The sequence below is a fragment of the Maritalea porphyrae genome (assembly GCF_027213965.1).
Taxonomy (GTDB): domain Bacteria; phylum Pseudomonadota; class Alphaproteobacteria; order Rhizobiales; family Devosiaceae; genus Maritalea; species Maritalea porphyrae_A.
This window is the reverse complement of sequence record NZ_JAPWGX010000001.1, coordinates 52,732-66,466: the sequence shown is the minus strand read 5'-3', so window position 1 is coordinate 66,466 and position 13,735 is coordinate 52,732. Positions and strand designations below refer to the sequence as shown.

The following is a 13,735-nucleotide window of genomic DNA, read 5'->3' as shown; positions in this document are numbered from 1 at the left end:
GATATTGTTTCTTCAGGCAAGCGCTGCCTGCTGTGGGCACCTTTGATGGTATGGTGAAAGCGCTAGAACTCAAAAAATGCAAATCGTCAACATTGCGACGATCTGCTGGCAACGCCCAAACTGGCTTTAGATCGTCACAAATGAGGCGAACATGTTTACTGAAAAGCAGATTAAGGGCTACGCAAAGGCCCTGCGCAAAGCGCTGTCCATCCGAAACCTTGAACTCTCGCACGCCCAATCGCTCGAACTACTAGCCGAGACTTTAGGCGAAAAAAGTTGGAACCATCTAAGTGCGAAGTTGGACAAAACGCCCAACGAACAACGCAACAACGAAATACCTAATGGATGGTCGTTCATTGGGCGCGAGCATCTTGATTGCTATAGCGTTCAACTTGATAACACGCAGCCAACCAATGAGTTGATTATCCAGTGTGTAGAAAACCGACCCAACGTTTTCGCCTCGCTAATGCAATTTGTTGATGCCAAAACCTATTTGGACTTTCATGTGAAGCTGACAGCCGAAGTCGCGACAATTGAAAGCGGTCCGGCTAGCTTGTGGATTCGTGTGGATGGTAAACCCAGAAGCACATTGGCGTTCGACAATATGGTGGATGTACCGCCTTATCGCGCCCTTGAGGGCACAAACGATTGGACACTATTAGAGCTGTTTTTAGATGTCCCCAGTGGCGCGGACATAGTCAACTTTGGGCTTATGTTGTCGGGAAAAGGCGCCGCTAAATTCCGCAACATCACCTTTGAGAAAGTGGAAAAAGACATCCCCATTTCCGGCGGTCGACCATATGGTGGAGATGATCCACAAAATCTAGGTTTCAACTAGCCAAACAAGCTTAGCTGCGGGAGTGCGTCGGCTTGTTCGGCGGGCTCTTTTGGTTTTGGCTCAGCCTTTTTCTTCGCACGCGGTTTCTTTTCTTCTTTTGGCGCATCTGGCATATGCTCTAACGCTGCGACTGTTTGAACAGGTGCAGGGCTCAAGATGGCCAGTATGTCCGCCTCAAGTACGCTGGCTAACAGCTCATAAGCTGATTTGCCGATAACCCGCAGTTCTTCACCCTTTTTGCTCAGCAAAAAGTGCTTCGCGCGTGCGTCGCGCTTACAGGGTTTCACGCGAACCAATTTGCGTTTTTCAAGTTTGTCCATCATGGCGCTGGCCGAAGCTTTATTGACGCCCATGGCGGTAACAATGTCATGCAGGTGTTGACCGTGGTGGTCGGTTGTTTCACTCAACACGGCTTGTTCGTAGATTGCACTTAGATATTCAAATTCAGAGTAGCTTAAACCCAGCGCCCCAGCGCTCTTCATCCAATGCCGATGGGTGAGCCGGTGAATTGTCTCAAGTGTTTGCGCGTGCTGCATGTTTGGTCCACAACAAAATGTTCGTTTTGCGCACTAATAGGCCGCAAACCCTTGGCGTCAATCGCAAAGGGCGTGAAGTATGCGTGATCCACAATTTAGTGAAGGGTGGTGAGCCGCGTTAGCTGACTTTTACGATCACATTGACCATGCGCAGGGTGGAGCGGGCATGATCGGGATCAAGTTGTTCATATTGCTTATGGAGCTTTTCCGTTGAAACACGGGGAATGCGAAGCTGCGCTGCTCTTAGAGCGTCGATTTCGCAATAGGCCCGAAAAGACAGCTCCAACGCGCGGGCGATTAAAGCCAAGAAGTCGCCATTGATATTGATAATACCCCTGTTCACTTTGTCTTCGGGCAGGGTAGAGACAACCGCCAATACAGTTGCAATAGATTTAAGCCGTGATTGGCTTGCAAGCAGTTGGACAGTTTGCTCTAGCGTTCGATAATTACCCTCAATTTGCTGGATGAGCGCCAGAGTTTCGACCCTATCTGGGTTTTCATCAGCATTGCCTTCCGACGAAAGGCGTTTGGACTTGTTGATAAGGCGCTTAAGCAGGGTGCTATCGCTAATCACCAGCTTCTCCAAAACGGCTTTGCCTTTCGCATCCACGTTGCTCAAAATATGTTGCGCTGTTTTCGGGGGCAGGTCCTCGCGGTTGATCAATGCGTGCATGATTTGTTCATCGCTGCCGCTATTGCGCGCAAGGGTTGAAAAACCATTGTCCGATATGCGCGCCGTCTCGTTGGCGGCCACTGACTGCATCACAATATTTTCTTCAAACTGAATAAGGCTATCTGTAACGCATTCTGGCAAATGCTCTCGTTTAGAGATCGCCAGCCGATGTTGTGTGGTTGCCGTGTTGGCCACTTCAATCAAATCATCATCTTTTAATTGCGGTGAACGGGTGAGCACAGGCTGGGCTACTTCTGCCTCTGAAACCGCCAATGCCTTGACGAGCTTTGTCGGGGCGCCGCTTTGCGCGCTCACTTTATTCGCTAAATCAATGCGCATGCTTTGCGCCATGTCGCTCAACAGCCGGCAAAGCACATCACCAAACGCATCACGTTGATTTTGCGTTGTGTCCTGACCTGCGTGAAAAAACAAGTTTACAACTTCACGCGCAAGTTGTCGCCGTTCGCTATTATCCTGCGCTGAGCTGACTTTGCTGAGAAGTTCCATTTGCCACCAATCCGATTGTTGCGGCCCATCATCCTAAAAATGGTTTGAAACTTTGTCGTGCGCACCCAGCGCATTTTCATAAAATTTTACCCAAACAGCGCTGCGAACGAAAACCTGATAAAAAAGCGAGGGGCCAACAAGCCCGATTTTTGCAAAGCTGGGTACAGATTATTCTTTTAAAAACCACATTTATTCATAATAGATGGTATAGCGCTGATTGCGCTGGTGCATTGGGCACCACCACAACCCTATTAGAGGTCGAAAGAGAGACAATGACCGAAGAATTTCACCGCATCCGCAGACTACCCCCTTACGTGTTTGAACATATCAATCCGATCAAGGCGGCGGCGCGAGCGGCGGGAACGGACATTATCGATCTGGGTATGGGCAATCCCGACTTGCCAACACCAAAGCATATTGTTGAGAAACTGCAAGAAACGGTGATGGACCCACGTACCCACCGCTATTCAGCTTCACAAGGCATTCCCGGTCTGCGTAAGGCACAAGCTTCCTATTATGGTCGTCGTTTTGGCGTAAAGTTGGACCCGGACACGCAAGTTGTTGCAACGCTTGGCTCAAAAGAAGGTTTTGCCAACATGGCCTCCGCCATCACCGCGCCCGGTGATGTTGTGCTGGTACCAAACCCAACTTATCCTATTCACTCGTTCGGGTTCATCATGTCAGGCGGCGTTGTGCGCTCTATGCCGGCAGAACCAAACGAGCATTTCTTCGAAGCGCTGGATCGCTCGGTGCGCCATTCAATTCCAAAGCCAATCGCTTTGATTTTGAACTATCCGTCCAACCCAACTGCTTATGTAGCGGATTTGGATTTCTACAAACGGGTGGTTGAATATTGTAAAAAGCACGAGATCTTCATCTTGTCCGATTTGGCTTATTCGGAAATCTATTTCGATGACACACCACCGCCTTCGATTTTGGAAGTGCCAGGTGCGATGGACATTGCAGTTGAATTCACGTCCATGTCCAAAACCTTCTCCATGCCGGGCTGGCGCATGGGTTTTGCTGTTGGCAACGAGCGTTTGATCAAAGCGCTGAAGCGGGTGAAATCCTATTTGGACTACGGCGCTTTCACGCCAATTCAGGTCGCTGCAGCAGCGGCACTGAACGGACCAGATGACTGCGTTGCCGAAGTGCGCAAAATCTATAAGCATCGCCGCGACGTGCTTGTTGACAGTTTTGCGCGGGCAGGGTGGGATGTTACCCCACCACCAGCCACCATGTTCGCTTGGACACCAATCCCGGACAAATTTGCGCACCTTGGTTCAGTTGAATTTGCTAAAATGCTTATTCAGGAAGCCGACGTGGCAGTTGCACCCGGGCTCGGTTTCGGTGAATATGGCGACAACTACGTGCGTATCGCGCTGGTGGAAAACGAACAACGCATCCGCCAAGCGGCGCGCAGCATCAAGAAGTTTATGGCAGACCATGAAAAAGGGTCTAATGTTGTGCCCATGAGTAAATAATCCGAGAGATGATCAAATGCCCTTTTTGTTTCAACTAAAGCAAGCAGGGCTCCAACTCTCAGAGTTTTGTGTAATAGGAGCATCGCCGCGAAAACAAGCGGCGGTGTTTTTCAACTTTAATGACTGAGTTTACTACCGACAAAGCCCCGATGTGGCGCTACATTATTTTCGTAATTACGAGCATTTTTGCACTATTTGTGCTGCCGCTTGCGCTGCGTTTGTCTCTATTTGATCCGATTACGACCATCGGATTTGGTGTTGCTGACCTTAAAGGCATTGCGATCGACGTTGCGCTGGTATCCGCACTTTTGCTCATCGCTGTTTGGGGTATCCCTCGATGGGGCGCAGCCATAGCAGTTGTATTGTTTGGACTACATCTGTTGGTGCAGGTGGCCAATGCGGAATTTGCCTGGGTGTTTGGCAGGGCGCTTGAGTTCTCACAAATCGGCTATATGGCAGATCAGACCTTCTTTTGGGGCTCTGCAACCAAGCTACACAATCCGGAACTGTTCTTTGCTGCAATCGGTTTGGTGTTCATTGTTGGTTTTGCCATACGCGGCATATCAGGCAGTGCATTAGTGCGTGTTTTCTCCATTTGCGGTTTGGTTGGGTGGCTGGCTTTCGCCCTTTTGCCTTCAAATGATGACTTGGCGGATTGGCGCACGTCTGGCTTTTTAAATCAAAATGCACGTAGCGCGATCGCCATGCTTAAGAACAGGTTCAAAGACGACAGTAAAGCCGATTTTTCCACTGAAATTATGCGGTTGAAACAAGAACTTAGTGCTGATGCATCGGGAGCTCTCTGGCTAGATCTGCCACTGGAAAAACCAAATATTTTGATGGTGGTTTTGGAAAGCGCGTCCGCAGCTTACCTGCCCAGTGTTGTGGAAACACAAGGGCTTAACAGCAACGTAAAAATGACCAATGTCGATCAGTTTGTACGCAAAGGTGCGGTTTTTAGCCAATTCTTCGCTCATCAACGTCAGACGACACGTGGCACATACGCATTATTGTGTGGCCAGTTGCCAAGATTCTCTTCTGCCACACCAAAATTGGAAGTTGCTGCCACTCGCGGTCAGGAATTGGACTGCTTGCCACGACGTTTGGCTGATGCAGGCTACGTGACGGAATACTTGCAAGCTGCGCCACTTTCTTTTTCAAAAAAGGACCAATCGCTTCCCCTGACAGGATTCCAGACACTGTATGGCGCTGCTTCATTTAGTGCCAAAGACATTGGTAGCGCTTGGGGCGTTGATGATCACGTGTTGTTTTCCAAGGCCCAAGAGCGCGTTGAAAGCCTTTCAAAGGGTGAACAGCCGTGGTTCCTAACAGTGCTCAACGTTGGCACACACCATCCATTTGATATTGTACCCAGCTCATTTGCGGGCAATGACGACCCAAAAATCAGATCGTTTGAATATTTGGACGTTGCTTTCAATGAATTTGTAGAAGGACTGGAGCGCAAAGGGCTGTTGGCGAATACATTGGTTATCGTTGTCAGCGATGAATCTGGTGGCTTGGTCGGGCCTGCGGCAAGCGCCGTTGCTGAATTAGCACGAAATTGGGGCCTGTTTGCCCTTGTAGCGCCGCAATGGATACAGCCAAGGCTAATTGAATCGGTGGCGGGGCAAACCGATCTACCGATTTCGGTGGCCGATTTTGTCGGGCTAGAAACAGCTCAAAACTTTGGCGGACGCAGTGCGTTTAGACAATATGTTGAAACGAGAACCATCTATGCGTTCAACAGTATCGGCAATTTCACCTATGGAATCTCAAATGATAGCATCGATATATGCCAGTTAGACGAAGATCATTGCCAATCCTTCCAGCGCGTTGACGGTAAAATGGGCGATTTGCGCCAAGTTGGCACGACAACATCAATGAACAGAAAAGCTGCCGCACTTGCAATCCTAACTAATCAAGGCGTCGATGATTTCCAATTGGAGTTGATGCCCGCAAACAGCCTTGTTGAGATAACTGATGACGAGCCATATCTGATTTGTTGCCAGTATATTGATGTCCAATCAGGGGGCAGTTTGACCTTCAAAGCGGCTCTGGAGCTTACCTCTGCTGCCGCTGCAACAGTTCATGTGGACATTGTAAGTCAGGACGAGGGCCAGTTCACAACACATTTTGAGAACAATTTCGATTTGCTGATAGATGAGAACACGCCAATCCTCATCGAACATCATTTCGATAGGGCGGTAGGCGATGTTGAAGTGCGTGTGCGGTTGGTTGATGCTGACCGACCAACTATGTTCATTGTCCACAACGCGACATTATCAGTGATAAACTAGCCATCTTGCACGTCTACTGCAGATCCCGCCGTACATATCGTTAGTTGCCTGTTGACGAATAGGACTTTTCCTATTTAAGTGCGCGAGCAAAAATGATCACCTACAACAGCCGAGCAAGTCTGATCGCCAATGACAGAGTTAGAACAGTTTCGAACGCGAGTTGAGCGCTTTTTGGAGCGCTACAATTGGACAGCGACGCGCTTTGGCCGTGAACTCGCATCAGATCCCCAGTTTGTATTTAACTTGCGCGAAGGCCGTGAGCCGCGCGCTGAAACACGAAATAAGATAGTCGACATGATTAAAGAAATCGAAAAAGCAGATTCGAATGCAGGCGCGCCTATTCGCATTGGGGTTGCAGGGGTTGGTACCGTTGGCGCCGCTTTGGTGAATATGCTGCAGGGTCAACAAGATGTTGTGCAAAAGCGCTTTGGCCGCGACATTGAAGTCACAGCGGTTTGCGCTCGCTCGCGTTCGCGCGATCGTGGTGTCGATTTGAGCGCGGTCGAATGGTTTGATGATCCCGTGCAACTGGCAAAGTCCGATTCTATCGATCTTTATGTTGAACTGATGGGGGGCGAAGACGGTCCGGCGTTGGCCAGCATTCGCGCAGCGCTTGAAGCGGGTATTCCCGTTGTCACGGCCAACAAAGCGTTGATCGCCAAGCATGGTGTTGAAATTGCGCGTTTGGCAGAAAAGCACAATACATCCTTTAGTTTTGAAGCGGCGGTTGCCGGTGGCATTCCCGTTATCAAAACCTTGCGCGAAGGGCTTGGCCTCGCCCGCGTTCAGCGCGTTTACGGCATTATGAACGGCACCTGCAATTACATTCTGACCCGCATGTCCAATGAAGAGATTTCATTTGCTGCTTGTTTGAAAGATGCGCAGGAATTGGGATATGCGGAAGCGGACCCAACTTTTGATATTGAAGGCAACGACACCGCGCATAAACTCGCAATTCTCACAAGCCTTTGTTTTGGTACAGAAATTGCGGCTGACGAAATGTTCGTCGAAGGTATCACACGGATCGATCAAGCAGACATCAAAGTAGCAGACGATCTTGGTTTTAACATCAAATTGCTTGGCGTTGCGCAGCGCACGCCTGATGGTATTGAACAGCGCGTGCACCCAACTCTTATTCCAAAATCGTCAACGATTGCAGGCATTGACGGCGTGATGAACGCGATTGCCTTGGAAACAAACCACGTGCAAGAACTATTGATGGCTGGGCCCGGCGCTGGCGGCGAAGCAACAGCTGCATCGGTGCTCGCGGACATATTCGACAGCGCGCGTGGCACGCTTGTTCCGCCGCTGGGCATGCCGGTCGACGAGTTGGCGCCATACAAAAAGGCACGCATGCGCGCGCATGAGGGTGGCTATTTTATACGACTAAATGCTAGGGACATTCCAGGCGCGCTAGCTGCTATAGCGTCGCGTATGGGTGAGAGTGATATTTCGCTGGAAAGCGTCATCCAACGTCCAGATTTAGTTGTTAATGATCCTGAGGCGGGTGATGTGGCAACTCGGACAGTGGTTTTGATCACTCAAGAAACGATGGAAGAATCTGTGCGCCAGACATTGGACCGCGTCGCACAAGATGGTTTTATCGTTGGCACACCGCAAGTTATACGGATCGAGCGATTCTAGTTGCCGTTGGTAACTTCAATGTTTCGATTATATTTCCGTTTTGGGGACAGACACATAAAAGGCGTCAATTATGACTACAACAGCTAAATCAGCTTTGAGCGAACCGGCCATCGTCGATCGTAATCTTACACTTGAAATTGTACGCGTTACAGAAAACGCAGCAATTGCAGCGGCTGATTGGCGCGGCAAGGGTGACGAAAAGTCGGCTGACCGCGCCGCTGTTGAAGCCATGCGCGAAGAGCTGGGCAAAGTTACTGTTGATGGCCGCGTGGTGATTGGCGAAGGTGAGCGCGACGAAGCGCCGATGCTTTTCATTGGCGAGGAAGTTGGCCTAGGCACAGGTGCCAAAGTTGATATTGCTGTTGATCCGTTGGAAGGCACAACGCTTTGCGCAAAGAACCAACATGACTCTTTGGCCGTGTTGGCCATGGCGGAACGCGGCGGCCTTTTGCATGCGCCCGACGTCTATATGGACAAAATTGCTGTTGGCCCAGGATTTGAGCCGGGCATTGTGCAACTTGATCGTTCGGTTACTGAAAACGTGAATGCCATCGCCAAAGCACGCGGCGTCAAGCCATCTGAAGTCACCGTTTGTGTGCTGGATCGTCCGCGTCACGCAAAAATCATTGATGAACTGCGCGAAATTGGCGCCTCCATCAAATTGATCAATGATGGCGACATCGCAGGGGTTATTCACACCACAGACCGCGAAGAAACCGGAATTGACATGTATGTGGGCACTGGCGGCGCACCTGAGGGTGTTTTGGCTGCAGCGGCTCTGCGCTGCGTTGGCGGTCAAATGCAGGCGCGTTTGGTGCTCGACACAGCTGAAAAACGCGAGCGTGCAGCACGTTTGGGCATTGAAGACCCTGAGCGCGTTTATGAAGTGAATGATTTGGCGTCAGGCGACGTTTTGTTTGCCGCAACGGGTGTAACAGATGGTTCTTTGTTGGATGGCGTGAAAATTCGGCCAAACTATTTCGAAACTTCGACCCTTGTTATGCGCTCGTGGTCCAAAACAGTGCGTTGGATCAAAGCGCGTCACGTGCGCGACATCTAGTTCAAACTGTTTTAAAACTCTGATATTGGGAAAGGGCAGCCATTTGGTTGCCCTTTTTACTTTTTTGGACCTGAATATGACAAATCCTCAAAACGTTTTGGTGCTCGGCGGCGCAAGTTGGAACACTATGATCTATCTGGATCAATTGCCCAGCGGCAAACCGCAGACAATTGCAAACGCTAAATTTGTCGAAGGGGCGGGTTCAACAGGTATCGGAAAAGCGTTTGCGCTCAAACAACTTGGCTATGATCCATTGTTGCATCTGGCCGTGGGAAAAGACGCGGAGGGGCAAAAACTCATTTCGACCTGTGCGCAAAGAAGTGTCGAATTGCTTCTGGATTGGGATGATGCACCAACATCGCAGCATGTCAATTTGATGGACAAGGATGGTCAGCGCATTTCAATCTTCCGTGAAAACGGGTCTGCGTCGCCTAAAATTGATGTTGATGCACTCCGTCCACATATTGAGGCGGCGGACACCATATTTCTCAATATCACAGCCTCTAGCGTCCCGATTTTGCCATTGTTGCGGCAAGTAGAGGCAAAAATCTATGTGGATTTGCATGACTATGACGGTGAAAACCCATGGCACGAACAATTCATTGTTGTTGCGGATATTGTGCAGCTTTCCGACGAGCAATTATCTGACCCGGCAAGCGTTGTGCAGCAACTGCTTCAACGCGGCATCGAATTGGTGGTGTTGACGAGAGGAAAGCAGGGGGCTGTATTACATACGAAAGCTGAGCGGGTTATCGTTCAAGCCATAGACGCTGAAGTGAAAGACGCAAATGGGGCCGGAGATACATTCGGCGTTGCCCTTTGGCATGAGCTGGAAAATGGGGGCACGTTGGAACAATCAGGACGATTTGCTGCAGCGGCATCAAAACTATGCGTTCAAAGCTTTGACATCGTGCCAACGCAAATGAGTGTGCAAGTGATCCGCGAACTAATAGACTAGCGCCCTTAGTACAATTGGCGGGACAGTGTGCCCCGCCAACCGGACGCAAATATTGCGCCATTTTAATAAAAATGGAGCTGTTTTCCTATGCTCAAAGCAATATGCCATCAGCATAATCACGAAGAAAGCAGCGAGTAAAACGACAGAGGGAAGTGTTGCATCACTTCAAACTGCCTGTTGGATGACTATCTGATTGCTCGCTCCGCATTCGCGTGTTCAAGACGAAAACAGTATCGCAATCTAGGCGATCCAAATAGTATGGCCTAAAGTGACTCGTTTGGATCTTTGGTTTGCTTGATTAAAACTACGTGGAACCTTTATTATATCTCTGTGTTTTTGTTTATTACTGTATTGAGTAATAGTTGCTTTGAATTGATGAAATAATTGTAAAACGTAAGAAATTCAATTTTTAGTATTTCCAACCGGCCGAAATGATTACCGTTTCGATTTTTGCTCGACGAATTGCTGTTTGCGCGTTAGCACTTAGCTATGTTGCAGCGAACCAAACACTTCCTCGGCGTTGAAAAATCTGTCTCTGGTCGTCAATGGCTGGATCGGTTAGACGAAAATGCTTCCCGTGCCGCCACGGCCATGAGCCAACAGCTTCAAATCAGCGAAATCGTTGCGCGGGTCATGGCTGGCCGTGGCGTGTCGCTTGAGAATGCTGAGCAGTTCCTGACCCCCACATTGCGCGATCTGATGCCCGATCCGACCATGCTGACGGGCATGGAAGAGCTTGTGGATCGTTTGGTGTGCGCTGTGCAAAACAATGAACAAGTGGCGCTTTTTGGCGATTATGACGTTGATGGGGCCACATCGGTGGCGTTGATCACCCGTTATCTCACAGGTGTTGGCTTGGACCCACTGGTTTATATCCCGGACCGGATATTCGAAGGCTATGGCCCCAACAATGGCGCAATCGACCAATTGATCGACGACGGCGCAACTTTGATCGTAACGCTAGACTGTGGCACCACCAGCCTCGGGCCAATCGCCCATGCAAAAAAGAAGGGGGTCGATATACTGGTCATCGACCACCATATGGTTGATGGCGAATTGCCCGGAGCCGATGGGTTGGTCAACCCAAATCGTCTTGATGATATTTCACAGTTGGGGCACCTCTGCGCTGCTGGGGTTACCTTTATGGTATTGGTTGCCCTTAATCGCAGACTGCGGGACGCAGGTGTTAAACCGCTACCCGATTTGATGAGTATGACGGACTTGGTGGCCTTGGGCACCGTATGCGATGTTGTACCCCTAAAAGGCCTAAACCGTGCCTTCGTGCAGCGCGGCATTGAAACCATGCGCAAAGGCTCAAACATAGGAATTGCCGCCTTGGCGATGGCGGCGCGGGTTTCCGGGCCTTTAAATCCCTATCATTTGGGATTTGTAATTGGTCCTCGCATAAATGCAGGTGGACGAATAGGTGATGCGAGTTTGGGCGCAAAACTGCTTTCGACCAGCGACGAGCATGACGCGATGCATTTGGCATCTCAACTCGATCAACTTAACGTTGAGCGCCAGCAGATCGAAAAACAGGCGGTAGATGAAGCAATAGCTGTTGCTGACGCTGAAATTGGCGAAGGCGAGGGGCCTCCCATTATCGTTGTTGCATCCCCCGACTGGCATCAAGGTGTTGTGGGGCTGGTCGCGGCGCGCCTAAAAGAGCGGTTTAACCGGCCCGCGTTTGCGATTGCCCAGCGTCCGGACGGAAGCGGAACCGGGTCTGGCCGATCGATCCCCGGTGTTGATCTTGGTGCTGCAGTGCTAGAAGCCGTTTCAAAGGGTTTGATACCAAAAGGTGGTGGGCATGCCATGGCAGCGGGCATTTCGGTCAGTAAGGGGCAAATTGGTGGCTTTCGAAGCTATATGAGCGAAAAGCTTGAAGATGACGTTCAGTCGGCGCAAAAAGACAGCGGACTAAAAGTCGATGCAGCCCTAACCGCGCGCGGAGCCACGATCGATTTTCTACACGCTGTTGAAAAAGCAGGGCCTTTTGGTTCGGGTAACCCTGGCCCCGTGTTCGCATTGCCGGCTCATCGGGTAACGTTTTCTGACATTGTGGGCGTTGGTGGACATGTCAAAGTCAGCCTTATCTCTCAAGACCGCGCCCGTATAAATGGCATTGCTTTTCGCGCAGCTGATACGGCCCTTGGTCAATTCTTACTTGAAGCAAGAAATTCTGATCCGATTCATGTGGTTGGAACGTTATCAATAAACCATTGGCAAGGGCGCGAAGAGGTTCAGCTCAGGATTATGGATGCAGCACCTATGGGTTAGCCTTAGCCCCGCCGAACCTCAAAGTTACCGCTAAATCAATGGCTTGTGAAATGGGCTTGCAAGAAAAATGCAGTCCCGTTAAACTTCAGTTAGTAATTTAGGGAGGCCTTGGCGTTGCAGATCATGAGGCTTTTGCGCTGTATAGCGCAATATTTGAGTGCCTTGAATCAGCAAGTTACGCCGGATTATTGGTATGAGTGACTTTGCACTGGATCAGACGAGCGCTTCAGGCTCATTGTGGTCAAAACTTGCTTCAAGTCTTGTTGGTTGGTTGGGTAAACGTTCCGTTGGCAGCATCAAACACGGCTGCTTAAAAGTGATTCTACCTTCAGGGAAATCAATTAATCTGGGGGACAAAACGAACGCCGGCCCAAGGGCCACGCTCAAACTCAACAACTTCAATGTCCTGCGTGAAGCGGCGCGGCGCGGCACCGTGGGTTTTGCTTCCGCCTATATGAACGAGGATATCGAGGTTGACGATCTGGTGAAACTTTTCACCTTTTTCCTCATCAATAGGGACCAATTGGTCGGCAAAAAGCCGAATTTTTTCCAACGTGCAGCCCACGATATGGCCTATCACATGTCGCGGCAGAACACCAAAGAGGGCGCGAAAAAGAACATTTCCGAACACTACGATTTGGGAAATGACTTTTACTCGCTCTGGCTTGACCCGACGATGGTCTATTCGTCCGCGTATTATACGGATGATAATCAAACACTTACTGACGCCCAATGGGCAAAGAACCATCTTGTCGCCGATATGGCTGGGATTGAAAAAGGCTCGTCAGTGCTAGAGATTGGGTGCGGTTGGGGCGCGTTCGCTGAAACAGTGGCGAAAGACTATAGTGGCGAACTGAAAGGGATTACCCTATCTGTCGAGCAGCTTAAGTTTGCAAAAGATCGTATGCAAAGCAAAGGCTTAGACGGATTAACCGAATTGGTGATCGAGGACTATCGGGACACGGAACATCAATTCGATCATGTTTGCTCAATTGAAATGATCGAAGCAGTCGGCGAGGACCATTGGCCTATCTACTTCAAGACAGTGCATGACCGCCTTAAACTGGGCGGCACCGCCGCGATCCAAGCGATCACGATCAACGAAACTGATTTTGAAGTTTACCGGAAGAACGTCGATTTCATTCAGCGCTATATCTTCCCCGGCGGCATGTTGCTGACGGAAAAAGCCATGAAAGAACAAGGCGAAGCTGTTGGTTTGACACTCGAAAAAAAAGTGCTGTTCGGCCAGTCATACGCAAAGACATTGCGCATTTGGCGGGAGAATTTCATCGAGGCTTGGCCACAAATTGAAAAGCTAGGTTTTGACGAAGTGTTCAAGCGAAAATGGATCTACTATTTGTGTTACTGCGAAGCTGGGTTTGCTGAAAATATGATCGATGTTGGCGTTTACCAGTATCGCCGGAACGACTAAATGGGGCGGGGATAAGTGGGCTGAAA

Annotated in this window: 10 protein-coding genes; 8 read left to right on the top strand and 2 right to left on the bottom strand. The window is 49.9% G+C overall.

Going from position 1 to position 13,735, the window contains the following annotated elements; all coding sequences use genetic code 11:
• Positions 1–151: 151 nt before the first annotated feature.
• Positions 152–838 (top strand): glyoxalase superfamily protein, encoded by a 687-nt coding sequence (locus tag O4H47_RS00440; protein WP_269391957.1) that lies wholly within the window; start codon positions 152–154, stop codon positions 836–838.
• On the opposite strand, the gene O4H47_RS00435 is transcribed toward O4H47_RS00440, so the two are convergent.
• Both O4H47_RS00435 and O4H47_RS00430 read right to left on the bottom strand, forming a co-directional pair.
• Positions 835–1,374, bottom strand: a complete 540-nt coding sequence (locus O4H47_RS00435) for a MarR family winged helix-turn-helix transcriptional regulator (protein ID WP_269391956.1) — start codon at positions 1,372–1,374, stop codon at positions 835–837. The two genes, O4H47_RS00440 and O4H47_RS00435, sit on opposite strands and share 4 nt — an antisense overlap.
• Positions 1,375–1,492: 118 nt before the next feature.
• Positions 1,493–2,554, bottom strand: a complete 1,062-nt coding sequence (locus tag O4H47_RS00430; RefSeq protein WP_269391955.1) for a DUF2336 domain-containing protein — start codon at positions 2,552–2,554, stop codon at positions 1,493–1,495.
• A 272-nt stretch (positions 2,555–2,826) separates the two neighbouring features.
• On the opposite strand from O4H47_RS00430, the gene O4H47_RS00425 reads away from it, so the two are divergent.
• The 7 genes from O4H47_RS00425 to O4H47_RS00395 all read left to right on the top strand — a co-directional run bounded on the left by O4H47_RS00425 (position 2,827) and on the right by O4H47_RS00395 (position 13,709).
• Positions 2,827–4,038 carry an LL-diaminopimelate aminotransferase gene (locus tag O4H47_RS00425; protein ID WP_269391954.1) on the top strand — a complete coding sequence of 404 codons (1,212 nt, stop codon included), beginning with the start codon at positions 2,827–2,829 and terminating at the stop codon, positions 4,036–4,038.
• A 119-nt stretch (positions 4,039–4,157) separates the two neighbouring features.
• Positions 4,158–6,335 (top strand): LTA synthase family protein, encoded by a 2,178-nt coding sequence (locus O4H47_RS00420; RefSeq protein ID WP_269391953.1) that lies wholly within the window; start codon positions 4,158–4,160, stop codon positions 6,333–6,335.
• A 294-nt stretch (positions 6,336–6,629) separates the two neighbouring features.
• Entirely contained in the window at positions 6,630–7,979 is a 1,350-nt protein-coding gene (locus O4H47_RS00415) for a homoserine dehydrogenase (RefSeq protein WP_269392807.1), read from the top strand.
• A 70-nt stretch (positions 7,980–8,049) separates the two neighbouring features.
• Entirely contained in the window at positions 8,050–9,039 is a 990-nt protein-coding gene (gene glpX / locus O4H47_RS00410; RefSeq protein ID WP_269391952.1) for a class II fructose-bisphosphatase, read from the top strand.
• Positions 9,040–9,115: 76 nt separating this feature from the next.
• The gene (locus O4H47_RS00405) at positions 9,116–9,997 is read left to right on the top strand and encodes a carbohydrate kinase family protein (RefSeq protein WP_269391951.1); all 882 of its coding nucleotides are present in this window, start codon (positions 9,116–9,118) and stop codon (positions 9,995–9,997) included.
• Positions 9,998–10,486: 489 nt separating this feature from the next.
• A complete protein-coding gene (gene recJ / locus O4H47_RS00400; protein WP_269391950.1) occupies positions 10,487–12,277 on the top strand; it encodes a single-stranded-DNA-specific exonuclease RecJ in 1,791 nt (596 codons plus the stop codon).
• A 193-nt stretch (positions 12,278–12,470) separates the two neighbouring features.
• The gene (locus O4H47_RS00395; protein ID WP_269391949.1) at positions 12,471–13,709 is read left to right on the top strand and encodes an SAM-dependent methyltransferase; all 1,239 of its coding nucleotides are present in this window, start codon (positions 12,471–12,473) and stop codon (positions 13,707–13,709) included.
• The last annotated feature ends 26 nt before the right edge of the window (positions 13,710–13,735 follow it).

Coding starts and splice junctions, on each gene's coding strand:
- O4H47_RS00440 (WP_269391957.1), top strand. CDS start 152: ATGTTTACTGAAAAGCAGATTAAGGGCTACGCAAAGGCCCTGCGCAAA.
- O4H47_RS00435 (WP_269391956.1), bottom strand. CDS start 1,374: ATGCAGCACGCGCAAACACTTGAGACAATTCACCGGCTCACCCATCGG.
- O4H47_RS00430 (WP_269391955.1), bottom strand. CDS start 2,554: ATGGAACTTCTCAGCAAAGTCAGCTCAGCGCAGGATAATAGCGAACGG.
- O4H47_RS00425 (WP_269391954.1), top strand. CDS start 2,827: ATGACCGAAGAATTTCACCGCATCCGCAGACTACCCCCTTACGTGTTT.
- O4H47_RS00420 (WP_269391953.1), top strand. CDS start 4,158: ATGACTGAGTTTACTACCGACAAAGCCCCGATGTGGCGCTACATTATT.
- O4H47_RS00415 (WP_269392807.1), top strand. CDS start 6,630: ATGATTAAAGAAATCGAAAAAGCAGATTCGAATGCAGGCGCGCCTATT.
- glpX (WP_269391952.1), top strand. CDS start 8,050: ATGACTACAACAGCTAAATCAGCTTTGAGCGAACCGGCCATCGTCGAT.
- O4H47_RS00405 (WP_269391951.1), top strand. CDS start 9,116: ATGACAAATCCTCAAAACGTTTTGGTGCTCGGCGGCGCAAGTTGGAAC.
- recJ (WP_269391950.1), top strand. CDS start 10,487: ATGTTGCAGCGAACCAAACACTTCCTCGGCGTTGAAAAATCTGTCTCT.
- O4H47_RS00395 (WP_269391949.1), top strand. CDS start 12,471: ATGAGTGACTTTGCACTGGATCAGACGAGCGCTTCAGGCTCATTGTGG.